22 protein-coding genes and 2 pseudogenes are annotated in these 25,381 nt (G+C 35.1%); 15 read left to right on the plus strand and 9 right to left on the minus strand.

The window, feature by feature from the left end:
* Entirely contained in the window at positions 1 to 1,203 is a 1,203-nt protein-coding gene (locus tag QUS22_RS05180) for a multidrug effflux MFS transporter (RefSeq protein ID WP_289513929.1), read from the minus strand.
* A gap of 215 nt (positions 1,204 to 1,418) precedes the next feature.
* Between QUS22_RS05180 and ubiE the strand changes: the two genes are divergently transcribed.
* The 10 genes from ubiE (at position 1,419) to QUS22_RS05230 (ending at position 12,046) form a co-directional block, all read left to right on the plus strand.
* Positions 1,419 to 2,117, plus strand: coding sequence for a bifunctional demethylmenaquinone methyltransferase/2-methoxy-6-polyprenyl-1,4-benzoquinol methylase UbiE (gene ubiE / locus QUS22_RS05185; protein WP_289513952.1), 699 nt, complete (start codon positions 1,419 to 1,421; stop codon positions 2,115 to 2,117).
* Positions 2,114 to 3,214, plus strand: a complete 1,101-nt coding sequence (locus QUS22_RS05190) for an FtsW/RodA/SpoVE family cell cycle protein (protein ID WP_289513930.1) — start codon at positions 2,114 to 2,116, stop codon at positions 3,212 to 3,214. Before ubiE ends, QUS22_RS05190 begins: the two co-directional genes overlap by 4 nt.
* A gap of 94 nt (positions 3,215 to 3,308) precedes the next feature.
* Positions 3,309 to 5,024: an ABC transporter ATP-binding protein gene (locus tag QUS22_RS05195; RefSeq protein ID WP_289513931.1), complete on the plus strand. Its 1,716-nt coding sequence runs from the start codon at positions 3,309 to 3,311 to the stop codon at positions 5,022 to 5,024.
* A gap of 615 nt (positions 5,025 to 5,639) precedes the next feature.
* Complete coding sequence (locus tag QUS22_RS05200; protein WP_289513932.1) at positions 5,640 to 6,485, plus strand: hypothetical protein; 846 nt, start codon at positions 5,640 to 5,642, stop codon at positions 6,483 to 6,485.
* Between the two features lie 52 nt (positions 6,486 to 6,537).
* The gene (locus tag QUS22_RS05205) at positions 6,538 to 6,687 is read left to right on the plus strand and encodes a hypothetical protein (RefSeq protein WP_289513933.1); all 150 of its coding nucleotides are present in this window, start codon (positions 6,538 to 6,540) and stop codon (positions 6,685 to 6,687) included.
* Between the two features lie 1,932 nt (positions 6,688 to 8,619).
* A complete protein-coding gene (locus tag QUS22_RS05210) occupies positions 8,620 to 8,808 on the plus strand; it encodes a hypothetical protein (RefSeq protein ID WP_289513934.1) in 189 nt (62 codons plus the stop codon).
* A 246-nt stretch (positions 8,809 to 9,054) separates the two neighbouring features.
* Entirely contained in the window at positions 9,055 to 10,761 is a 1,707-nt protein-coding gene (gene argS / locus QUS22_RS05215) for an arginine--tRNA ligase (protein WP_289513953.1), read from the plus strand.
* A 350-nt stretch (positions 10,762 to 11,111) separates the two neighbouring features.
* Positions 11,112 to 11,333 carry an ankyrin repeat domain-containing protein gene (locus QUS22_RS05220; RefSeq protein WP_289513954.1) on the plus strand — a complete coding sequence of 74 codons (222 nt, stop codon included), beginning with the start codon at positions 11,112 to 11,114 and terminating at the stop codon, positions 11,331 to 11,333.
* A 15-nt stretch (positions 11,334 to 11,348) separates the two neighbouring features.
* The gene (locus QUS22_RS05225; RefSeq protein WP_289513935.1) at positions 11,349 to 11,750 is read left to right on the plus strand and encodes an ankyrin repeat domain-containing protein; all 402 of its coding nucleotides are present in this window, start codon (positions 11,349 to 11,351) and stop codon (positions 11,748 to 11,750) included.
* Between the two features lie 35 nt (positions 11,751 to 11,785).
* Positions 11,786 to 12,046 (plus strand): hypothetical protein, encoded by a 261-nt coding sequence (locus QUS22_RS05230; protein WP_289513936.1) that lies wholly within the window; start codon positions 11,786 to 11,788, stop codon positions 12,044 to 12,046.
* A gap of 160 nt (positions 12,047 to 12,206) precedes the next feature.
* On the opposite strand, the pseudogene QUS22_RS05235 reads toward QUS22_RS05230, so the two are convergent.
* A pseudogene (locus QUS22_RS05235) lies at positions 12,207 to 13,497 on the minus strand (Na+/H+ antiporter NhaC family protein).
* A 403-nt stretch (positions 13,498 to 13,900) separates the two neighbouring features.
* On the opposite strand from QUS22_RS05235, the gene QUS22_RS05240 reads away from it, so the two are divergent.
* Complete coding sequence (locus QUS22_RS05240) at positions 13,901 to 14,431, plus strand: ankyrin repeat domain-containing protein (protein ID WP_289513937.1); 531 nt, start codon at positions 13,901 to 13,903, stop codon at positions 14,429 to 14,431.
* Positions 14,432 to 14,593: 162 nt separating this feature from the next.
* A complete protein-coding gene (locus tag QUS22_RS05245; protein ID WP_289513938.1) occupies positions 14,594 to 15,520 on the plus strand; it encodes an RluA family pseudouridine synthase in 927 nt (308 codons plus the stop codon).
* A gap of 423 nt (positions 15,521 to 15,943) precedes the next feature.
* Here QUS22_RS05245 and pdhA read toward each other — a convergent pair whose 3' ends face one another.
* Positions 15,944 to 16,927 carry a pyruvate dehydrogenase (acetyl-transferring) E1 component subunit alpha gene (gene pdhA / locus QUS22_RS05250; protein WP_289513939.1) on the minus strand — a complete coding sequence of 328 codons (984 nt, stop codon included), beginning with the start codon at positions 16,925 to 16,927 and terminating at the stop codon, positions 15,944 to 15,946.
* A gap of 65 nt (positions 16,928 to 16,992) precedes the next feature.
* Between pdhA and hemJ the strand changes: the two genes are divergently transcribed.
* The 3 genes from hemJ to dxr all read left to right on the plus strand — a co-directional run bounded on the left by hemJ (position 16,993) and on the right by dxr (position 19,343).
* Positions 16,993 to 17,424 carry a protoporphyrinogen oxidase HemJ gene (gene hemJ, locus QUS22_RS05255; protein ID WP_289513940.1) on the plus strand — a complete coding sequence of 144 codons (432 nt, stop codon included), beginning with the start codon at positions 16,993 to 16,995 and terminating at the stop codon, positions 17,422 to 17,424.
* Positions 17,425 to 17,585: 161 nt separating this feature from the next.
* Complete coding sequence (locus QUS22_RS05260) at positions 17,586 to 18,086, plus strand: hypothetical protein (protein WP_289513941.1); 501 nt, start codon at positions 17,586 to 17,588, stop codon at positions 18,084 to 18,086.
* Positions 18,087 to 18,170: 84 nt separating this feature from the next.
* Positions 18,171 to 19,343, plus strand: coding sequence for a 1-deoxy-D-xylulose-5-phosphate reductoisomerase (gene dxr / locus QUS22_RS05265; protein WP_289513942.1), 1,173 nt, complete (start codon positions 18,171 to 18,173; stop codon positions 19,341 to 19,343).
* A gap of 123 nt (positions 19,344 to 19,466) precedes the next feature.
* Here dxr and pstB read toward each other — a convergent pair whose 3' ends face one another.
* From pstB to QUS22_RS05295, 6 genes and pseudogenes are all read right to left on the minus strand, one after another.
* Positions 19,467 to 20,225, minus strand: coding sequence for a phosphate ABC transporter ATP-binding protein PstB (gene pstB / locus QUS22_RS05270; protein WP_289513955.1), 759 nt, complete (start codon positions 20,223 to 20,225; stop codon positions 19,467 to 19,469).
* A complete protein-coding gene (gene dapB, locus QUS22_RS05275) occupies positions 20,222 to 21,013 on the minus strand; it encodes a 4-hydroxy-tetrahydrodipicolinate reductase (protein ID WP_289513943.1) in 792 nt (263 codons plus the stop codon). The genes pstB and dapB overlap by 4 nt, the downstream gene beginning before the upstream one ends.
* A 951-nt stretch (positions 21,014 to 21,964) precedes the next feature.
* Complete coding sequence (holA, locus tag QUS22_RS05280) at positions 21,965 to 22,969, minus strand: DNA polymerase III subunit delta (RefSeq protein ID WP_289513944.1); 1,005 nt, start codon at positions 22,967 to 22,969, stop codon at positions 21,965 to 21,967.
* Between the two features lie 326 nt (positions 22,970 to 23,295).
* On the minus strand, positions 23,296 to 24,105 hold the full coding sequence (locus QUS22_RS05285) for a metal ABC transporter permease (protein ID WP_289513945.1): 810 nt from the start codon (positions 24,103 to 24,105) through the stop codon (positions 23,296 to 23,298).
* A 1-nt stretch (position 24,106) separates the two neighbouring features.
* Positions 24,107 to 24,467: pseudogene (locus QUS22_RS05290) on the minus strand (Mth938-like domain-containing protein).
* An 11-nt stretch (positions 24,468 to 24,478) separates the two neighbouring features.
* Positions 24,479 to 25,345: a 4-(cytidine 5'-diphospho)-2-C-methyl-D-erythritol kinase gene (locus QUS22_RS05295; protein ID WP_289513946.1), complete on the minus strand. Its 867-nt coding sequence runs from the start codon at positions 25,343 to 25,345 to the stop codon at positions 24,479 to 24,481.
* Positions 25,346 to 25,381 lie beyond the last annotated feature (36 nt).

The raw sequence follows: 25,381 nt of genomic DNA on the forward strand, positions 1-25,381 counted from the left end.
TTACAACAAACCTTGTGGGTGTTTTTCTGTGTACTTGAGTAAGCTGTATATAAGAACTGCAATTGTAGAGCATACTATTGTTAATAGTAAATTTGGTAAAATACCGTAGGAAAAGAATTTTCCTACTATATATATTCCAATAGCGCCGAACATCATATTGCAGAATGAGAGAACTGCACTACCAAGCCCTATAACTTTAATTGTTTCTAACGCAGAGGTTACATTATTGCTTATTATTAATGCAAACCCAATATTATTTGGAACCCAGCATATCACCAAGGTGGATATATTCAATGCATTCGTAAAGTAAAGATATACCAGCAAACAGTCAGATATTATTGGTAATATCAAACCTATCATTAACATCCTGCTAACTCCTACTTTTGGTACACACCTTCTATTAATCAAAGTTCCAATTATGTAAAACATGACTATAATTGATATGAGATAACCAAAATATTGCACTTCAACACCCATAAATTCAAATATGAAAGGATAGTTAGCAATGTATGCCCAAAGCCACATGAAAGTTAACCCATGAATAGCTGAAAACCCGAGGAAACGATAGTTTCTAAATATCAATATATATTGCTTTATAATACTAATAATCACACTAGTTATGCTGGTTTCATTTTTATTTACAGTAAGCGTTTCTTGTAACTTAAAGTAAACAAAAATGAGCATAATAATTGCTGCTAATGATATGATAAAGAACAAAAATTTCCAATTATAGCCGTGTGAAATTATATAACTGCTTACCACTGGAGCTATTCCAGGCGAAAGTGCTACTACCATATTTAATTTTGAAATTACTCTCGAATATTCACTACCTGAGTACATATCCCTGATTGCTGCATATCCAACAACGCCTGCAACACCAGCACCCATTCCTTGTATAAAGCGAATTAGCATTAAAAGCATAATATTGTCGGCTATGTAACATACAATACTTGCCAAAGTAAAAATTGCTATACCAATTAGCATTGTTGGGCGTCTACCATAATGGTCAGATAATGGACCATAAATTAATCCAGATACCGCAAGTCCAACTAAATTTAAGCTAATTGTAAGCTGTACTACACTGCCTTCTACTTTAAAATGATTAGCAATACTTGGCAGTGCAATTGAGTATAGGTCAGTTGCCATATCAACAACTGCTATAGAAAATATCACAATAAGGGAAGTAATACTTTGTATTGTCACTGAATGATTCACTGAGCTACAGGAGCTTAATTATAATACATTTCCTTTAATTAATACATTAATTTAACTACCTAATTTAAAAGTTTCTCTACTGTCACACAAGTAACTTGACACTGATTCCTTTTTCCTAGATTCCAGCGCGTAACGCTGGAATGACATCATTTGAGAATTTCATAAAATTGCCATATAGTGTAGTGATTGATATAATAGATAGTATGGATAAATCACAATTAGTTAAAGGGGTATTTGATTCCGTAGTAAATCGCTACGATATCATGAATGACATAATGAGCCTAGGAATACACAGGTTATGGAAGGATAAGATGGTAAATAGTGTGCATTTTACACAAAACTCTAAGGTTTTGGATATTGCTGGGGGAACCGGAGATATAGCAATTAGAATAGTAAGAAGAGAACCAAGTGCTCAAGTCACAGTATGTGATATAAATCAAAATATGCTAAGCAGAGGACGTGATAAAGCTATAAATTCAAATCAGCTCAATTTCAATTGGGTGTGTGCAAATGCAGAAAGCTTACCCTTTGAAGACTCCGAATTTGATTACTGCACAATAGCTTTTGGTATTCGGAACGTTTCCGATCGCAAGAAGGCTTTAAGTGAAGCATATAGGGTATTGAAACCGAATGGACAATTTATCTGCTTGGAGTTTGCTCCTATGCATTATCAAAATAAGACACTTACCAAATTTTATGATTTATATTCATTTAAAGTAATCCCTAAAATTGGCAGCATAGTTGCTAAAGACAAGAGTTCTTATGAATATCTAGTGAGGAGCATTAGAGAGTTTCCAACTCAAGCTGATTTTAAAATGGAGGTCGAAGAAGTAGGCTTTAAGAATGTTGAGTTTCACAATATGAGCTATGGAATAGTAGCATTACACATTGGAGCAAAATGAATATTAAACTCTGGTATAGAACACTAGATTACTATCTCATCCTTCCAGTAGTTTTTTTGTTAACTATAAGCTTCATTCTCGTTCATTCAGCAAGTCCTACAATTGCGCAGCGCCTTTCCTTACCACAAGATTATTTTATACGGCGTCACACAGTTTATATAGTTCTGTCGCTGATTACCTTAGTAACATTTTCTTTTCTCAATACAAAAACTACACTTAACCTTTCGTTTAAAGGGTTCACTCTATTCATTATTCTAATGGCAGTTGTGATAATACTTGGCGTAGAGGCAAAAGGGGCGAAAAGATGGTTACACATTGTCAAAATTTCAGTCCAACCATCTGAGTTCATAAGGCCATTTTTTTCTATTGTTATAGCTAGTATCTTGGCCAGCAGAATGAAGTTTAGAATACATATATCAATTATAATATTCATGTTAGTTTTTGTGTTGTTGCTTTTGCAACCTGATTTTAGTATGTCTATGCTTTTAGCATATTCTTTTATTGGCCAAATGTTTATTGCATATATACCACTTTTATACTTTTTATGTATAGTGGGAATAGTCACAACTGGAATTACAACGGCTTATTTATGTTTTCCACATATAAAGCAAAGGATTCACAATTTTCTCTTTTTTGCGCAGCGTGATAACTTTCAAGTTATAAAATCATTAGAAGCATTTAAAAAAGGCCAATTAACTGGAGTTGGGCCTGGTGAAGGTAGCGTAAAAACCTTTCTGCCTGATTGTCATACGGATTTTGTATTTTCTGTTTTAGCAGAAGAATTTGGTTTGATTATGTGTTTAGCCACATTGATGTTATTTGGTATCATCTCGGCTCGTTTGCTTTATCTTGCATATAATGAAAGTGAATTATTCAATCTGCTGGTAATTCTCGGTACCTCAATTCAATTTATCACACAATTCATAATAAACATAGGAGTAACATTAAATGTTTTCCCTACCACCGGCATAACTCTCCCATTACTTAGCTATGGCGGCTCTTCCCTTTTATCTTCGAGCATTGCGCTTGGCATAATGCTGTCTTTTAGCAGAAATCAGGCTATTGCATTAAATCTCCATGAGCGTATTGCTCCTTAGGGGTATTCTGTAGACTAGTTCCTTCATACTACACCTTTCCCCTTTCTCCTGCAATAAAAATCCATATACTTAGCTTTAGAAACTTTGAAATAAGATGCAATCCAATATTAGGCAATTATTTTACTACATAAAACCCAACCTACATTATTTCATTATAGCTTTTATTGCAGTTTTATTTTCAGCTTTAACGATTCTCCTCTTCGGCAGAGGTTTAAGCAACATAATTGATTCCGGTGCAGAGCACAATTTCACTACCAAACTATTAGTTACAATATTTACAGTTTTAGCCATTTCTCTCACTGCATTTATTAGATTGTATTTCATTGGAATTGGTAGCGAGAAAGTTATCGCAAGAATAAGATATGATTTATATAGCAGCATTACTGACTTGCAACTAAGTTTCTTTGAGAACACAGGCGTACAAGATGTTATCTCAGCGTTAATTACTGATACCTCTATGTTGCAATCAATAATAAATAGTAGCCTACTCACAATATTACGAAATTTTGTAACTCTGGTCGGTAGCGTCGCCATGTTATTATATACGAGTCTACACTTAACCACATACGCAGCTGCAATAATACCCATACTACTCATTATCATGACTTCACTTGGGAAAAAGGTGCGAAATTATGCGCGCTTTGCCCAGAATAAGCTGAGCGAGCTTGCATCATTTAGTGAGGAAAATTTCAGATCTATAGTAACTATCAAGTCGTTTGTGTTGGAAGAAAATGAAAAAATCCGTTTTAAGGAACACTTAAACTCAGTATCAAAATCATATGTAAGATTAGTGCTCTTGCGCGCTATTTTGGTAACTTTGGTTATCTCGTGTGTGATAGGTTCATTAGTCGTTTTGCTCTTCTTTGGCATTAAAGAAGTCTTAAGCGACAATATGACCATTGGGGAGCTCTCTTCATTTGTGTTTTATTCAGTGCTTGCAGCAGGAGCTGTGAATAACTTGAGTGATAATATCAATGATTTACAACGAGGTCTCGGAATAGTAGAGCGTTTATTTGAATTTAAAAATATGAAAAGCTCTATAATAGACACCAGTAATCCTATAAAAATTCAGAGCGTTCAAAAAGGAATTTCATTTAACGACGTGACGTTTTTTTATGAATCTCGCCCTGACAAGCCAGCGTTAAACAACGTATCATTTTCTATAGAGGCAGGTCAGGCAGTATCAATCGTTGGACCATCCGGTAGTGGTAAGAGCACCATTTTAAAGCTTCTGCTCCGTTTTCATGATCCAAGCAAAGGCAGCATTACTATCGACGGGCATAACATTAAGTCAATCGCGCTAAACAATTTAAGATCACTGTTTGGTTTAGTGCCACAAGACTACATGATATTTTCTTGTTCAATAATGGAAAATATACTATATGGCAAACCAGGTGCTGAGTATGAGGAAGTGAGGCAAGCAGCCATCAGTGCTTATGCGATGGAATTTATTGACAAGCTACCTGATAAGTTTAACACATTTGTAGGAAAAAGAGGATTGAAACTTTCCGAAGGGCAAAAACAACGCACTATAATAGCAAGAGCCATACTCAAAGACCCTCAGATTTTAATACTGGATGAGGCAACCTCTGCTCTTGATTACAAGAGTGAGACCCTCGTGCAAAAGGCACTTAGCAAATTAATGCACAACAAAACAACGATTATGATCACACACAGATTGTCAACCGCACTTAAAACTGACAAGATTATAGTAATTAATCACGGAAAAGTAGAAGAAGTAGGAACTCACGACTCTCTGATAAACAAAGATGGACTGTATGCAAAATTAGCGAAGGTACATGAGGCATGATCTATTGAAATACTATATAAATTAAGAGAAGATTTAGGCAATGTCGTTGTTAATTTAATGAATATACTAAACTTAGAACCAAAATTATCAATTTTTTAATCCTTTCATTTTATAATAGCTCCATAGTTATCTGGAAGTTTTGTGATCTGTGATTTCTTCCATAGTATTGTTCACATTATATTCATAACTTGCTCTACCTTAATATAATTTCAGCTTTGACTATATAGGAGGTCCCTGTGTTAAAGCACGATCATAGCAGTAAAATCAATAACAACTATGCATATACCAATAAATCTTTTTATGGCAATGAGAGTATAAGTGAGGATCAGATACAACTGAAGATAAAACCACAAACGAAGATCAAGCCACAAGTAAGAATCAGATCATTCGGGAGATCAAGTAACAACCGAAGATGAGACCACAACTGAGGATTAAGTCACAGATCTGAGAAATCGGATTGAAAAAGCAAAAGAGGAGGCTGAGAAGGCAATAATAGAAGCTAAACAGACAAAAGGAGGAAAAGACACTACAAGTAAGGCAAAAGAAGAAGCTGAACAAGCAAAATTAGAAGCTGAAAGAGCAAAAACGGAAGCTAAGCTGGCAAAAGAAGAAGTTGTGCAATGTAAAATTGAAAGGGCAAAAGAAGAGGCTGTACGGTATAAAAAAGAAGTTGAAGAATGTAAAAAAGAGAGAGACTCCGTTACAAGCAAACCTTGTAAAGATAGAGCCGGAGATGGAGCTGGTACAAGCAAACCTGGTACAGACAAAGACGTTAAGAACAAAGATAGCAAAGATAATAAAGGCAAAGATGGAGAAAGTATTGAAGGTATACCTATAACTGAAAAACATCTTGATGATAAGGATAATTGCGCTGGACATGCAGGTCAGCAATACAATAAGTATTATAAGTCAAAATATGGTACTGGTACTAACCACGTTGGTAAGCCTGCTTGGTTTACAAAAGACCTTTTGGAGCAATTTCTCCCTGACTTAATGAGTAAGAAAGAAATTATGGATTATGTATATAAGAATAATGCACAACAGTACCATGCGGAAAATTTTGCTATAACTTCCAAGTATGAGAAAGATATCAAGTGTGGAAGCAAAATAAACTTCACGTGGGGTGCACCTAGTAACATGTGGTGTAATAAAGAAGGAGAAATAAGAAATTCTTCAATGATGTGTCCAAAGAATTTTTTAAATTACAAGACAAGTTTCTGTTGTCCATCCGCTTCATCTTATTATGATTACACATACAGTAAAAATTTCTTTGTGAATAATAAATGTCCTAATTTTATATTAGACCTTAATAAAGAAGAATTAAAGGAATGTGCAGGCAAAGCTATAATTGCAAAATTAGAATCGCCATTGGTAACTCTTGATTCTTCTAATAGAAGAATAGGTAAAGATGGTAACAATACTAGAATTAGTATACCACTTGAAGTCCTACCTAAATCCTAATGGTACAATGAAAGACTATAGAAGCAATGTAAAATGTCAGTGATACGCTAAAATGATGGATAAAACTCTATGGACTTCTGGCAAGGAAGTAAAATTAAAAATTCCTGATAATCTTGGGGAAAAAAGTTCTTATTCCCGTAGTATTGGTAACAACCAAGATGAGATTTTCTCTTACCACGATTACTACAATAACTTAATGTAACATTTTTTCTGGATCTTCTGATCCAGAAAAGATAGCCTTACCAAAAAAGCAAAGAGAAAGCTAAGAGGTTTTTGTTACGAGGACGACAAAAAGTTACTAAAGGTACTTGCCCACAGTGAGAGATATTTAGGAAAAGCTCAGTCAAACTCTAATACGTTTGAGTACTAAATATAATATTGCAAAATATTATATGAACCAAAAAAAATTCGAATCACACTGTTATTAATTGGATTGATATACTAAATTTAGTATAAGATTATTAAACCCTTAACCATCTTAACTTATAATAATTCAATAGTATTTTTTCAAGGATTATTACGATTTATACTAATAATTTCTTATCACAACAATATATGACTTCCCATTTATCAGCACCAGTTTTACCAGCTCATACGCCCTGCATGTCTGCATATGTACCTTATGCTATTAATCCATGTCATAACCATTTTAACTCATGTCATAAATACTATGACACATATCACAATCCTTGTGACGTATTAGGCTTCTCTATTAGAAGAGAGTTTTAAACAACTTACATATGCACGTAGTGTCACTTTAGCATACGCATTTTATGTCCTTCTAAGAGCACGTGGGCAGTATTTAAATACTGCCCACGTGTATAACACCTTACTTAATAAAGAAATTCCATAAGCAAGAGCTCATTTGTTACCCATAGCAGTTTCATTATAATTCATTTGAGCAATACAACCAATCTGACTATATTTACACTCTCCTTTTTAAATTTTATCATTACTCTGTTCGCAGTTGAACTTCTGAACTCTAACACTGCTACATCAAAAGTTGTATTTTGAAATGTATTATAGATTGAGGATCTTGAACATACTAATTTTAATCTCAAGATTATTAAATAATTAATCACTTTATTCTATAATAATCTAATAGTTATTTTTTAAAGGATTTTTATTACTTGCTATTCAATTTCACAACCGTACAACGCTTATTCCTATAATAAAAATGAACGTTATTTCCCAGGTTATAAACCAGTACATACATCTGATAAATCCAATAATAAGTTTTGCTTTGATAAGGACTGCGTAACCATACACAAACTTTGCCTTAAAGGTGATCATTATATCCCTAATTTGTATACATCCCTCAAGCAGCATTATATCCCATTCCAAGGTAATCATAATCTACATTTAAAGCATTATCATAATCCATGTTACAATAGTCACCACGATGCAGCATGGTATCAAGCTCACAACTCTAGTAAAACAGTAGTGCTAAATATACCACCATACTGAAGCAGAAGCGGAAGAGTAAAAACTAGAGTAACAGAAGTTGCAGGATTGAAGGGGCAGTTGAAGATCTTTCAGAACCTATCGCAGCAGCTGATACTGCTACAAATATAATCTAAGGGCAGTAAATTTCCGTAGGTAATTGTAGCGAAAGTAACAAAAGACGTGAAAAGTGTGTAGAGGCACTATATATCAAAAGTGAGTAATGTCATATTACGATATGCATAATAGCATTGACTTAATATGATAAATAAAGTATAAAAAAAAGGGATATGTACTGCTCCTCTATCTATTGATTATAACTTTATTATAGCCCATTTGATATATGGTCTTTCTTGCCTTCCCTACTAATACTACTAATTTGAGGTAAAGTTTTAATTATATAGAAGATTTCTATACTAGGTAGTAATGATAAGAACACACATGCTGATGAATTAGCCAATGAAGCTATTCAGGGTACAAGTAGCGTGAACCAAATTGAACAAAGTGGAGTAGAATCTACTGTAGAGACTATAGTAGACAATGGAAGCGGAGGAAAGCCTCTTGAAAACTTACTACAGTAAATATAGAAAAACCTACTATAAAGCCTACAGTAGATGGAGGAATAAAATGAAACCTCCTGTAGACGAGCACCCATGCTTCAATCACCATAACCTATGCTTCAAGCATTTTCATGAGCCATATCACAATAATCATCATGCTGCATGGCACCACACACGATTCTGGCAATACAGTAATAATACCTTATTGTTGGAAAGGTGAACTACCTGTAGTAAAAGCTGGAGGGCACGTAGAATTCCCTGATTTAAATAAGACTGTGCTAATACTTGATGTAGGTTACAATGCTTTTGATTGCTGTTAACTGCAAAAAAGTTTTTTATATTGATAAAATATGGAACGAAGATAAAAAGTGGTTAATTTTGTAAGCGTGCCTATACTTTATGTGTTTTACAAGTTGCAATTAACTCCTGTGTTGTTGTTTGAGTAAACACAGCATTGGTAGGCCTTTTTTTTCTGTAGTAATTTCTATATAATTCACACAAGATAACCCTTCAACTAACCTCATTTATCCTCTATACTGCTGCAGGTTTTTATAGTTTCCTAGTTGATGAACATTTTTAAGCGGATCTCCTCTCTAATCCTTAGTAAATTAAATGAGTTGAAGCAAAAGAATATCATAAATACAAGTGCAGCAAATTTTATTGTAGGTCCTCCAAGCAATAGAGCACATGGTGATATTTATACAAATGTTGCTATGGTGCTTGCAAAGCATGAAAAGCAGAATCCCTCTAAGATCGCAGAGGTTTTAGCAAAAGAATTTGAACTTTTTGATGAAATCGCAAAAGTAGAAATAGCGGGCCCTGGCTTTATTAATATGTACTTAAAAATAGAAGTATGGCACGAAGTTCTAAAACAAATAAATAAACTAAAAACAGAATTTGGCACTCTAAACATTGGAAACAATCAAGCCATCAATGTTGAATTTGTATCTGCAAACCCAACTGGCCCCCTGCATATCGGCCATGCAAGAGGGGCAGTATTTGGAGACGTTTTAGCAAACTTATTGAAAAAAGTTGGTTATAAAGTCACTAAGGAGTATTACATTAATGACGCTGGAGCACAAGTAGATACGCTAGTTCGGTCAGTGTATTTGCGATATAAGGAAGCCCTGGGAGAAAAAGTCAGTATAGAAGAAGGATTATACCCTGGTGAATATTTAAAATCGATAGGAGAAGGGCTAGCCAAAAAATATGGCAAGGAGCTTCTAGAAAAGCAAGATAACCAAGTAATTAGAGAGTATACTCTAAGCTCTATCTTAGAACTCATAAAGAAACACATGAACTTGCTTGGAGTAAATCACGATGTTTTTACTTCAGAGTATGAACTACAGAAAAGTGGCAAAATTGAAGAGAGCATAAAGCTGTTGTCTGACAAGGGTCTAGTATATGAAGGATATCTAGGAAAACCAAAAGGCAAAGAGAGTAAAAATTGGACTTACAGGAAGGAGATGCTATTTCGCTCCACAGAGTTCGGTGATGATGTTGACCGTGCACTGAAAAAAGAGGATGGCAGTTGGACTTATTTTGCCTCGGATATCGCCTATCATTTTGATAAGATATCACGTGGTTTTTACAATATGATAGTAGAGCTTGGTAGTGACCATGGCGGTTATGTAAAAAGGCTTAAAGCAGTTGTTTCCGCGCTGAGTGATAATCAAGCAAAGATAGAGGTAAAACTGCATAATATTGTGAACTTTTTCGAAAATGGAAAACCAGTTAAGATGTCCAAAAGATCAGGAAATTTCCTCACAGTAAGAGATGTAGTGGAAGAAGTTGGAAGGGATATCACTCGTTTTATAATGCTAACACGCAAGAATGACATGGTTCTCGATTTTGATTTTGTCAAAGTTAAAAAACAGTCAAAAGACAATCCTATTTTTTACGTGCAATATGCGCACGCTCGCGCCCACTCACTGATGCGCAACGCTCCAAAAGAACTTCCAAGTGCAGATCCTTCACTTTTAAAAACCGGCGGAGAGTTATTCCTCATAAAAACCATAGCAAAGTGGCCAGACGTGGTAGAAATTGCCGTAAAACTCTGTGAACCACACAGAATTACTTTTTACCTACTTGAGGTTGCAGAAGCGTTTCATGCTCTGTGGGGATATGGCAAAAGCGACTTAAACATGCGATTCATACTCAAAGATAACCCAGATCTCACTGCCGCAAGAATGTTTCTTGTGCAAGCCTTAGCACACGTTATCGCTTCGGGACTTTCTGTCTTTAATATAGAGCCTTTAGAAGAAATGAGTTGATTTTTTTGCTATACGCCCGACAGTTAAAGTATTATTGAACTTGTAGGTAGAGCTATGGCAATGAAACATGAGCAGTGGAAAGAAATATTAAGCGCAGTTAATGAGGAAAAGATTTAAGTAGGATCATGTAATTGAAAAAATAAAAAATAAATTAGAAGCAGAAGATAAAGGTGAGTATTATGAAAAGTGGAAAGGGGCTGGTTTTGGTGCAAATTACCTGTTTTACGCTGTTGACGAACACAGTCTTCCATTCTCATTACGCCGGGGATCATTTGTACATTACTACACTTAGTTGCTCACAATAAACTAGGAAATGTGGTAGATGCCTTACCAAAAGCAGAAGAGACGATATCAATGCAGTAAATGGGTCAGCTAGATGGACTCCTTTACATGTTGCTGCTGAATTTAATAGTGGAAAGGTAATATATGTTTTGTTAAGAGGAGAAATAAATGTCAATGCAAGAAGCCATAATGAGTATACTCCTTTGCACACAACTGCTTACTATGGCAGTGAGAAAGCAATAGATGCTCTGTTAAAGGCAAAAGTCATTGATGTTAATGCAGTAAATTAAGATTGTGAAACACCTTTGCACTGCGCTACTCGGTTTTGCAATGAAGGAGCAATAAGTGCTCTACTGAGAGTAAAAGGCATTGACGTTAATGCAATAAATAAAGGACAGCAAAACTCCTTTATTTTTAGCTGCCTAAGTTGGAATAATAAAGAAGCCTTTAATATTCTAATAGAAAGAGGAGCTAATGTTGAAGTGGTAGATAAAGATGGGAATACTCCTTTGCATTTAGTCGCTTCACGTTATGACGATAAAGAAGTTGTAAAAGCTCTAATAGAAAATGGAGCAAGTGTTAAAGTGGTAAATAAAAATAGAAGTACCACTTTACATTTGGCTGCTACTAGTAACGAACGGATAGTAATGATTCTCATAGAAAATGGAGAGATCCTTTATCAAAAGAAAATGAGGGTCAAACTCTAAGAGACCTAGCTAAAGGTGATTATATAAAGAAGCTTTTGAAAGTAGCAGAAGAAAAACAACTTAAAAAACTAAACGAAAAAAAGAACAATTTACTGCAAAATGGCACTGACAAGGATGACAATAAACATCTTTTAAGAAAAAAAGAATCTACATCAGAAGTTACAAAAATCGCCAGCTCTTCAGCTCAACCCACATCAGCGATTACGAAAGGAGTTTTTGCCGGTAGTACAACCGCATTATTAGGCATTGCTGCAACGGTAGCACTTTTTCAACCGGAACAGTTGCAGTTGAATTGATGCCTGCAGTAATAGCGGTAGCTGCAGTCGGAACAGCGGCGCTAGAGGTTGGTGGTGTTACAATATGCTATTAGAGCCTAGTGTTGAAAAAGTTACTGGGAATGAACGGAAAGTATAGCGTCAGATCTATAACAAGGTGCATTGAAAGCCCGCCAGTGTATTAAGTTGTAGCTGTGTAACGTTTCTCTTTTTTACTGTCGATAATTATTTCACCTATTGTAACTGCTGCTAAAATAAAGCATTAATATACTTGTGTTAATAAAGAAATAGGTAATACAGAGGCTATGCTACCTGCCAGCAGTAGTTGAGAATCATAATGCAAGATACCTTTTGTAATGCAGGCAAAGATATCTAACAAATATGCACTACGGTACGATGCAACATCATGTTTTTGCGCTAGCCTTTTTGCAATACCATTTAATAAAATAGCAATGATATTATTGGCAACCAAAATAGTAACCATAGACGCTATTCCTGCTATTACAAGTTCAGTTTTAGTTTTTGTTATACTACTTTCATCGATGAGTTTATGTAATGCCTTTCGACCTTGTTTGCACATTATATGGCTTAACCTGCCGATAAATAGAGAAAATATCACTATTCCACTTGCTTTTAAAACCATTATATATGTCATTAGAGTATTGAATTACAGCATAATCAAAAAAAGTTATTCCCAGTATACCAGCAATAATTATGTTTATAGTTATCGTTACCAAGGTGGTAATCTCAAATAGGCCCATGATTATTAGAGAAAATAAGGAATAATTTTTACCACTGACAAATAATCTAAATTTGATACATGGACATTTTTTGTACTACATGCGGTAACTACTAGGCAAGTCAGTATTATAATGCTGGCAACAAACGCTACTTTAAAGTTCTCTTTAAGTTTATCTTTGATTGTAGCTCCCTGTGAAGAAACAGATACAATAGTGGTGTCAGATATAATTGAGAGGTCATCGCCAAATACAGCACCACCTACCACAGTTGCAGTTTCTATCTCAAGACCAAAAGCCCCATTTTTTGTTAGATTAACAGCTATAGGTACCATCAGTGCAACAACTCCCATAGATGTGCCAATTGCAGTTGAAATAAAAGCAGAAGCCAAAATACTCCAGGTAGTAGTAATCGTGCTGGAAGAAAGTCGAGAATTAAATTAGCAACAGTATCTGCGCTACCAATTGATTGAGTAACAGCAGAAAATGCTCCGGAAAATAGAAAAACTAAGCACATAGTAAGGGTGTTTTTATCACCCATGCCATCAATAACAGTATAAATGTTACGTTGAATTTTATCTGTGTTGCGCGAGACAGCAAAAAATAGTGCTGTGGTAATAAGCAAATTACTGGTGAACCCTAACGGGGTGGATTGTCAGTTCCAATAAAGGAGAAATAAGTACCACTTCCAAGATATAAGATTAAAAAGATGACTAGAGGAATAAAAGCAATCATTTTACTATATTTAGACCACGAAACTATAACTAACTAAGTGGCTTTAAGCAAGCACTAATATTTGTTTCACTAGTTCTACAGGAAGTTAACAGCAGAGTCTTAAACTCTAATGTCATACCCATAGAAAAAGCGCATTGACTTTTGTGCCATAATACATGATAATTAAAATATTATTGAAGTAGGGATAAAGTTATGACAATGAACTATGAGCAGTAGAAAAGAATATTAAGTGCAGTTAATGAGGAAGAAGATTTAAATAAAGATAACATAATTGAAAAAATAAGAGAGAAATTAAAAGCAGAGAACGAAGGTGGATATAAACAGTGGGGTGAAGCCGGTTTTGGTGTAAATCGCCAGTTCGAAAATATAAAGAATACCCCGTGGAATGGATTATTAAACAGGAATGAGGCTAATTCTGGATCTTTCTTGTACATTATTAGGTTTAGCTGCTAATGGCTACAAAAAGGTGGTTGACGTTTTAGCAGAAGCAGATGTTAATAAAGTATTAGGTAAAGGAAACACACCTTTACATTTGGCTGCTTATTACGGCCATACAGAAATAGTTGATATTCTGATAGAAGCAGGAGCAAATCTTAATGCAGTGAATAATAGAAAAGACGCGCTCTTAAGTAAAGCTGCTCAACATAATAATAAAGAAATGGTTAATATTCTAACAAAGGCAGGAACAAGCTTTTTATTGTTTGACAAAAATGGACATATAATACAGTTCTTAGAGAAGAAGGCAAAAAAGAATGGGTTATATGTCGGTGGTGTAACCGCATTATCAGACACTGTTGCAGCGATAGCACTTTCTACAACCGGAACAGTTGCAGTTGAGTTAATACCCATAGTAATAGCGGTAGCCAAAGTTGCAATAGTAACATTGGCAGTTGGTAGCGCTACACATATGCCGTTAAAGGCAGTACTAAAATAGACGAAGCAGAAAAACAAGGCTTGGAGGAGGCACGAAGAATATAGTTGTAACAAGGCATCCTATTGTCTGACAATAAGATCTATATTATCTAGATTTCATCGTCAAGCGCTAGAATGACTCTAATAATTGATATTTTTTCTAGATATTATTATATATAATGAAATGCTACAAAACATCAAAACTATATCAGTAGAAGATAACAACATTAGGCTCGATAGGTACATCAGAAGAATTTTTCCAGATCTGAGGCAGTCCGTCATTGAAAAATCTTTAAGGAAAGGATTAATCAAAGTTGATGATTGCAAAGCTAAGTCCAGTGATAGAGTAAATCCTGGGCAAACTATAACGATAAAATACTTAGACTATATTAAAAATACCAATTCTGACCGCAAATATAATGAAAAGTTAGTGAATCTACTAAGAGACAGCATATTATATAAAGATGAATATATACTAGCTATAAACAAACCTAGAGGAGTAATCGTTCAAGGTGGTGAAAAGGTAAAGATTAGCATTAGTGATTTGCTTGACCAAATAAGAGAGGGAGAAACATTTAAGATCGTTCATAGGCTGGATAGAGATACCAGTGGAGTGATAATATTCGCACGCAATGCTAATGTTGCAAGATATTTAATTGAAGAATTTAAAGAACGGAGAGTAAAAAAAACTTATTTAGCACTAACTTCTGGCACACCGAGCAAGGATAGTGGAACAATAGACTATCCATTGGTAAAAAAATATGCTTCAGGTCAAGAAAAGGTGGTCGTTGATGAAAATTCTCCTGAGGATGCCACTACGCATTTTTCGATTATAGCAACACTAAAGCACAATGTTGCTTATCTAAAATTACAACCAATTACCGGCAGGACTCATCAATTAAGGGCACATTTAGCCCATATAAACTGTCCCATTCTTGGAGACGGTAAATATGGTGGCAGAAAAGCTTTTGTTGATGGAATAGCAAATAAAATTCATCTTCATTCACATTCTTTGTCTTTTAAACTGCCAAATAATAAAGAAATTATTATCACTGCTCCTCTGTCCGAGCACATTGAAAAATCTATCAAGACACTACAAAACTCGCTCTGAGCGGCAAATGCTAGACCGCAAAGCGGCTACCCCTAAAAAGGCAAAAGCAACCCCCATCATTATCTACTTTAAGTATTGGTGTTTTTTAACGTTTTAACTGCAACTAACCTTAGCTTTAATATTTAAGAAATTTACCAAGCAAAAAAAAGGCAAAGAAACCCCAGATAGCGAATTGTGATCCTCTAATACTTTAAATTGGCGCTGTAATAATGTGCTGACGCTTAGTTTAAGCGCGGTTTTGGCTGAATGTGAAAAAATTTATAAAGATATGCAGCCCCAATAATTTGATGTAACTAGCCAAAAAATACCTTCAGTTTTTTACTGAATTTTGTTATTGAACCTGTGCAAACCAAAAACAAGTTTTGAATAAGAAATACCCTTGGCCCCATAATAGGGGGACTAGCAGAATTTGTCAAGTAATTTTTAACAGCCGACAGATTTGTAAACGTCAGTATATAGCTCATCAACGCTTAGTTCTTGACTATTCTTGGCAAAATCCTCCGACTTTTTCACTAAATCACGTACTTCCTTGTCAATTGCTTCACATTCATCCTCTGAAGCAATTTTATCATCTATCATGTACTTCTTTAAAGCGCTTATAGGATCGTAATTTTGCTTCATATCTTCAACTTCCTCTTTCGAACGATAAGTAGCAGGATCCGACATCGAATGACCACGATATCGATATGTCTTCACTTCAAGCAAAATAGGCCCTTTCCCGCTACGCACGTGCTCAGCTGCTTCACTTGCAGCTTCATAAATAAGAAAGAAATCCATTCCATTAACTTGCTTTCCAGGAATGCCAAAACCCTCCCCCCTTTTATATAACTCAGTTATCGAAGTGGATCTTTCTACAGAAGTCCCCATTGCATACTCGTTATTCTCTATAATATAAATCACAGGTAACTTCCATAAAGCTGCCATATTAAACGATTCATATGTTTGCCCTTGATTTACAGCACCATCGCCAAAATATGTAAATACCACGTTATCTTTTTTCCTATATTTATTAGCAAATGCTACTCCCGTACCAATTGGAACTTGTGCACCCACTATTCCATGCCCGCCAAAGAATTTTTTCTCAACATTAAATATATGCATTGAACCACCTTTACCTTTCGAGTATCCTGTCTTTTTACCGGTCAGTTCTGCCATCATAACATTCGGATCAGAATCACATGCAAGCATCAAACCATGACCTCTATAACTTGTGATAAAAGCATCACCAGGTTTTGATGCAGCGTGAGTTCCAACTGCAACTGCTTCCTGCCCTATCGACAAGTGACAAAATCCACCTATTAATTCCATTCCATACAATTGTCCTACTTTCTCTTCAAATCTGCGTATGAGTAGCATTTTCCTGTAGAACCCCCTCACCTGTTCTTTAGTGAAACTTTCCGCTTTCATATCAATTTCTTTTCCATTAAACTAATATAATATCAGAAATTTCTAACATTTTGTAACAAATCTCAATGGATTATTATCACTGGCTTGAAGCTCTTCACGTTATCTTCGTCATCATGTGGATGGCAGGTATGCTCTATTTGCCCAGGCTTTACGTCTATCACGCAACTGTAAAATTAGGATCGGGAAATGATAGCTTACTTCAAACAATGGAGAGAAGGCTACTTAGATATATCACAAACCCTGCAATGCTCTTTTCGCTCGGTTTTGGAATCACATTAATGGTTATAAGAGAGGCATATCGTGAAGGGTGGTTCCATGTAAAAGCACTAGCATTATTCTTTATGTTTGCTATTCATGGACTACTCGCAAAACACAGAAAAAATTTTGCAATGGGTTTAAATAAAAAAACTCACGTTTATTTCCGCATTTTAAATGAAGTTGTTACAGTATTAATAATAATCATAGTTATTATGGTTATTGTGAAACCTTTCCGCTAGTCTTATCAATATATCTAAAGGCAGCCTTTAACTTTATGATGTCAATTGTCTAGATAGCGCCTAGAAGCGTATCGTTTTCAGAAAATGGTATTCAAGCACCTTATTGATATTTTTTGACATTTGTGGTAAAATATAGTATTCAAGGTTAAGGATAAAAGTTTATGAGTGAACCACAAGGTCCAAACATTGCAGAATGGCAAGCTCAACAACAACACCAAGAGCAGCAAGGAGAAAAAAGTGGTTTTGGTCTTGGTCATAGTGACTCCGTCGCAACAATTGTAGATGGAATGAAATGGTTGTTCAACTTTCATGAAGGAGCAATTGCTGCTTATAATAACGTGCTTGAAGGTTTAGTAAGTGGCGGTAATTTAGTAACGTTGTTTGGAAAATCAGGCAATATGTTTGGCATAAAAATTCTTGAAGGCCTTGCAGAGCATTTTTCAGGTAGTGGTGGAGATGAAATGCCATCAGAAGAAATGGACGCAGCTCATGGTGATGGAGTACCTCATCCAGATGATTATCCCTATGTCAGCAACGAAATGGCTCATAGTGCAGATGGTTTAGATGGTATGCATGATGCAGGTGATTACCATGGTCAGTCTTTTTCGCCTAGCCCTTCACCATCTGTGGGCGAGGATCATGGGCATGAGCTCGGTGGTTAAACACTTAGACAGTGTCAAACAATTGATAAACAGTTGAGAGTGGAGCCCTTCTTAACTTATTATAATTAACGCGAGTCTGTTTTAGTGAAAAAGGTTTCAGTTTTAGGATCGACAGGAAATATCGGAAAAAAGGCTGTAGATTTACTATTAAAGAGAAAAAGAGAATACCAGGTAGAAGCACTTAGTGCCCATTCAAATTTTGCTCTACTGGCACACCAAGCAAAACTGCTGAATGTGAAACATGCTGCTATCTACGATGAAAGGTTCTACAAAGATTTGAAAGAAAATTTAATCGGTACAGACGTCAAAGTAGAAATTGGTGCTGAAGGTTTAGCAAATGTTGCTTCTTTACCTGTTGATCTCTCAGTTGTTGCAATAGTTGGCATTGCAGGCCTTGAGCCGGTTATGCATGTCATAGAAAGCGGCACTAAAGTTATCGCACTAGCAAACAAAGAAAGTATTGTTTGCGGCGGGAAATTGTTAATTAAGAAAGCCAAAGGAAAAGACGTACAGATAATTCCTATTGACTCTGAACACAACGCAATTTTTCAAGTTTTGCAAAATGATGATAAATGCGTAGAAAAGATTACACTAACTGCTTCTGGCGGACCATTCTTAAATTATAGCCTTGAGCAATTAAGGAATGTTATGGTAGATCAGGCACTAAGTCACCCTACTTGGAACATGGGAAAGAAAATCTCGATTGATAGTGCAACTATGATGAATAAGACACTAGAGATAATAGAAGCACATAACTTGTTCAACATCAGTCCAAATAAAATTGAAGTAGTAGTGCACCCTGAATCGATAATACATGGAGTTTTAGCTTACAAGGATGGCTTCAATTTAGCTGTGCTTGCAGAGACCGACATGGCAATCCCCATCTCATATGCTCTGTCTTGGCCAAAAAGGTCAGCTTCGAGTTATAAATTGGATTTAACAGAGCAAAAAAAATTGACCTTTCAAGAGCCAGACCACAGGCGTTTTCCTGCACTAAAGCTTAGTATGGAAGTGCTCAATTCTTCCTCTCCACACATAAACAGTATTGTGCTCAACGCTGCAAACGAGGTAGCTGTTAATGAATTTTTGAAGTCACGAATCGAATTTTTAGAGATAGTAAAAGTGGTAAAGTCAACAGTAGAAAATTTTGACAGTTACACTGATGTTAATTCACTATCTGATATAATAAATATTGATCGTGGAAGTCGTGTTATTGCTAACGAAATTATTGAAAGTAAAGCTCTTGTGTATAGCTAGAGATTTACCAAAGTGCATTTGCAATTAGACTGGTTTAAGTTGTCATTCCAGCACGCGACGCTGTAATCTATGTTTTTCTGTAACCAAGCAGTCAAGCTACTTTGATGACAGAAACGGTAAATCTTAATGATCCAAAATATACTCCTTTGTCAAGGAAGAGTTGGCATTTTCAAATATTTCTTGAACGCTTCCGGATTCAACAATCTTGCCGTTACAAAAGAAAATTACACTATCAGACAACTTTTTAGCTTGTTTCATTGAATGAGTTACCATAATTATGGTAAATCTTAATTTCAGCTCTTGTATAAGATTTTCGATTGCATTGGTTGCCATTGGATCAAGAGCGGAGCACGGTTCATCCATTAATAAAATAGTTGGCTTAACTGCAATTGCACGAGCAATACATAATCTCTGTTGTTGGCCACCAGATAAATCTAATGCACTATCTTGTAATCTATCTTTCAACTCTTCCCACAAACCAACCTTGGTTAAACTATTCTCCACTATTTCGTCTAATTTTTCCCTATTCTTTACCACGCTATGCAACTTGGGCCCATAAGCAACATTATCATATATTGACTTTGGAAAAGGATTTGGCTTTTGAAATACCATACCAACCTTTGCTCTAAGTAGTACAACATCAATATCGCGTGAATATATATCACCTAGTCCATCGATAACTAGCTCACCAACAGCCTTGCATCCTGGTACATAATCATTCATGCGATTAAAACAACGTAAGAATGTTGATTTACCGCATCCAGATGGCCCGATAAAAGTAGTAACTCTTCTTTTATGAATATCCAGATTTATATCGAATAAAATTTGCTTAGAGCCATACCAAAGATTTAAATTTTTAACAGAGGCACGTGTACCGCTCATATCACATCCTGCATTGAATAGAGCCCTGGAGTTTCTCTTTTGTTTTTGTATAGCCATATTGCTGCTTGAATAGCTCCTTTAGCGAACGTTGTGCGATCAATTGTTTTGTGATTTAATTCTATCCGTTCATCAGAATTGATAAACATTACACTATGATCTCCTATCACCCCACCTCCACGAGATACTGCAAAACCTACTCCCCCCTTTTTTCTTATGCTCGAACTATTGTGTAAATATTGATTGAGCTTGAAATCCACTTTTGAAGCTTTAGCAATTGCTTTGCCAAGCTCTATAGCTGTTCCAGACGGCGAATCCTTCTTTAAATTATGATGCATTTCCCAAATTTCAGCATCATATTCATTACCTAAAAGCTCAGCGGCTTTTTTTACCAATTTCAGCAACACATTAACCCCAACACTCATGTTTGCTGACCATAGTATCGGAACCCTAACAGCATACTTTTTTAAGTCGACAGCCTCTATTCCAGTTGTACCACTAACTAGTGGCTTTTTAAATTTCACAGCCGCTTTAAGGCAGTCTAACATACATTCTTTAGTTGTAAAATCTATTACAACATCGGATGACTCAAATACACCACTAATAGAATTAGTAACTCTGATTCCTAAATTGGAACTGTGACCTATAATTGGCCCAATATCTAAGCCTACGCTATTACCTAAGCGGGTGGCAGCACCTGCTATTTCTACTTTTGTGTTTGTGGTCAATTCACTGAGTATTTTTTTGCCCATTCTGCCTAAGCAGCCTATTACTCCAATTCTGATCTTCATAAAGTTTTTTATTTTATATTAGGCTTTTTTGAAACTTTGTCACCCTTATAAGCTATAACATAACTGTACTAACATTGTGATTTGAAAGCAATCCCAGCCGGGAGGCAAAATCTAAGCAGCTAACCGGCATTCAAAATTTTTCGCCATAGAAACGGGGATAAAAACCCCTTGACAGCCTACGTCAATCCTCTTATAATGAAAAAAAGCTAATTATTTAGCTTCTCTGTACAGATTAAATGACAAAAAAACTTAGTATATCTTGAGTATCATGTTTAATTTTTCGTACTATGTGCACCTCATGTCTTTTACATTGTTGTCTACGTTACCAGCTAGTTTGTAAATCGCGCTGGTTTAGACGCTTAAGGGCTTAAAAAATGCCAACTGATAAAATCATATTAATAATTAGCTAACACGGGGTTTCTTTTGTCTTTTTTTCTGCCTGGTAAGTTTCTTAAGTATTTATAGCTAAGGTTAGCTGTAGTTTAAAAGTCTAAGAGGGAAGTCATGCAAGTAGCTGACACTGGTATCTAATTTTTCCATAATCATAAAAACGTTGTACTTTAACATAAAACAGCTACTTTTATACTCACCAACTTAATAAAATCCATGGATCCCAGTGTCAACTACTTGCATGCCCCCCTCCTGGCAGGCTCTAATCACAATGTCCGTATAGTTGTATATCAGCTACTTGAATGACACCTTTCCCGTAAGATTAAGATATTTTAGCTTCAATGTCTCATGTAGTGAAAGATACAAGCTGTGCAAGCTGTAGCTTATATCTCTACCTACAATTCAAGTCAAGCATATCCGTATTCTTATACAACTATATTCAATTATATCCGGAAATATCCTATTAGTAAAACACAAGCACAGAAAAGCACACTGAAGTTGATATGCACAAAAAGCTATTTTGTGTTAAAATATAATGTTTTAATGAAATTAAAAGAAAAACTAGGGTCCAGTGTCAGCCATTTGCAGTGCATGTTGAAAAATCATTCTATGATCTAAATCAGTCTTTTTACAGGTTACTTCTAAGTTTATCAATATTTCTAAGATCTGCTTGAGTTCTGAAAGTTGAAAATTTTTCAAATGGGATTTGAAGCTTTGCAACTGTTTGAAAAACAATGGAGGATTTAGCTGATTAATTGCAGCCTGTTCGCTCATTCCATTTTTCATTAAAAGCAAAACGTTTTCAAGCCGTAGGAAATAATTTGATATAATACGAATTAGCGCTATCGGTGAAAAATTCTCTTGCAATATCAATGTATCGGAAATTTTGATAAAGCGTGCCATGTCTTTACTTGCTATAGCAGAGCACAGACTATCAAGTGTGACATAATCGTTGCTAGAAGTTGAAAGGCACAGCTCTATATCAGCAGGTTTAAAATCTTTTCTCTTTCCTAGATACAAAACTAATTTCTCAAGTTCTGAATGTATAGGTAGCTTGCTATGATTAAAGTAAGATTGCAAACGGTACACTATTTCATTTGTGTATTTTATATCATTTTGTTTTAAGTAATTTAATATAACGTCATAAAGGTTAATACGGCTGTCCTTATAGCAAGCAATTACACCAAAAATTTTTGAGCTTTCCATATAACTTTTAGTTGTAGAATTATACGGAAGATCACTTGCTATCATCATCACATAATGACCACCTTTACTATAATCCAATACGTTTTTTAATTCTTTAGATATACTCCCACTTACATTTATCAATTTAATTAATTTTTTACCAGTAAACATCGAAATGTTTGCCAACTCAGAAAGCAATAAATCAGGTGACTTATTCACTATTGCAAAATCCATCACCTGAACTGAATACTTACCCAAATTGGCAATTACTTCTTGCACAAAAAAATCAACTCTACTACTATCGCTCCCATAAATTAACACACCTCTTAAAGTATCAGGCTTCTCAAGGAATTTTTTGATCTTAGGTGGCGTAACCTGCATGCCTTCTATATAATATCATTTTCATTTGATTGTATATGAGCGGCTAAAGACCCTGAATTTTCTTGTACAGCATTATATGCATCATTTGCCGTATTTTGTGTACCATCTGACCAATCTGTCTTTCTAAGAATATACTTATGGTAAAATCTTTTCACAGGTTAAGATATACATTTAAAAAAAATCCTTCTTCGGTCATATTATTTACTCCATAAATTAATAACCTATAATTAGCATATAAACAATAATATAGCAAAAGCTATTTTATTCTAAATTAGTTATATAATATAATGAATACGTTATTAGACCATTAACACTCTAGAGTGGAATTAAGCTAATCTATTTAATATCAATCTTATAAAATAAGCAATTATTAAATATGCAGCTGCGATGAGTATAATTGCAGGTCCTGTTAATAAATCGAACCCCGCAGATAATATAAGACCTGACATTCCAGAGATCACAGAAAAAACTGTTGCAACAATAACCATTTGCATTGGAGTTTTTGAGATGAGCCTTGCAGATGCAGCTGGTATCAACAAAAACGCAGCAATGAGTAATATTCCCATTAATTGAGCAGAAACTGCTATAAATATGGCAAGAGTAATTAAGAATTCTAGCCTGACCAAATTTACGTTAACTTTTTCAACTATTGCCAAATCTCGGTTGATTGAAATTATTAGCCAGTAGCGCCATCTAAAAGCTAATATCAGAGCAACTACTATTGAGGTTAGAAAAATTAACACTATGTCACCTTGTTCCAGTGTTAATACGTCACCAAACAGCGAACTAATAATGCTACTATTTCTCGATGGAAGAAATGACATCAGTACTAAACTTGATGATAAAACTACGTTGGTAACGATGTTTAACATCGTATCAACAGAATATAATCTATTAAAATTAAGGGAAAGTAGTATAGCAAACGCAATTGCTATAAACATTATGCTGATTGAGGGACTAATCTTAAAGATTAAAGCCAGTGCAATGCCAAGCAATGAAGAATGAGACAAACTATCACCCAGATACGATAATCTTTGCCATATCATAAATGATCCTAACACACCTGTTATTAGGCTAACTACAACTATTGCAATCAGGCTGTTGATAAAAAAGTCTTGTGTAAATATTTCAAACATGCTACATGACCTTTAGGTAAGTGACAACAAATCTGTCCTCAAATATCAGAACATTATGGGTTCTACATGCTGCATCAGTTTTCATAAATTTAAAATTTAAACCTTTTTGTTCCATAAGGTATGGGCCTCACTGAAAGACTTGGTATATTACGTGTTTTACCAGTACCTATTAACAAAATTTCTATTTCCTCTGTTAAAAAAGATTTAAAATGTTCCTTGCTATATCTATAGCACTTTCTTTTAATTCAATCACCTTTTCAGGAAAAGTTATAACTCAGCCACAATATTCTTGATTATTCACTAAAAATTTTCCTTTTCCCTAACTAGCTATAAAGTTTTTACCCTTAGGAGACTAAAGGAATTATATCCAAAATTAAACTATTAATTGAGTATCACATACCCACCACTCTGGCTGTTTTTCTCTAATATTCAATGCGGCAGCTTTTGCATTTTCTTCACTATCAAATATTCCAAAGCACGCTACGCCACTACCTGACATACGGGAAAGTATAGAGCCTTTTTGTGACTCTAGTGCTAATATCACATCCTTAATTTCAGGCACAAGATTTACCGCTATTTCTTGAAGATCGTTTTTCGTGTCTTTAAGAAGCTTTAACAAATCCTTTTCATTGTTATCGCTCCATTCAATTGGCTTGGAAAAATTTCCTTCATACTTAGAAAATACCTCGGGTGTACTTAAAAACTTTCTTTTCGGCTTCACAAGCACCACATTTGTGGGTAAAGAAAATTTTTTAATGTAGCATAATTTTTCACCAATACCTTTAACCAAAACTGGCTTACTGTCTATGCTTGCAGGAACATCAGCACCAACGTTTAAAGCTATTTCATTTAAGACTGACCTTTCAATTTTCCATAACTTTCCTAGCGTACGTATCACAGCTCCAGCATCTGAGGAGCCGCTACCCAAACCTGCAGCAATTGGTATGTTTTTCACAACCTTTACAATGACTTTAGTGCGTGCAGGAGCGTACTTAAGCAATAAATTAACCGCTTTCATTACGGTGTTGTACTTGTTGCTTATTCTGAGTTCAGAATTTATAAATTCAACCATAGAGTTGTCGTATTTGAAATCCTTCTCACCTACTCTTATTTCCAAGAAATTAGCAAGATTAGCAAAAACAAACAAGCCTTCAATTAAGTGATAACCTACTTCTTTTTTTTCCACAACATGCAAAAGAAGGTTAATCTTTGCAGGAGCCTTTACACAAAAACTTTTCATTTGTATATCTTCACTAATACCACCTTTATATTATAC

This window comes from Wolbachia pipientis, assembly GCF_030373985.1.
GTDB lineage: Bacteria > Pseudomonadota > Alphaproteobacteria > Rickettsiales > Anaplasmataceae > Wolbachia > Wolbachia pipientis_D.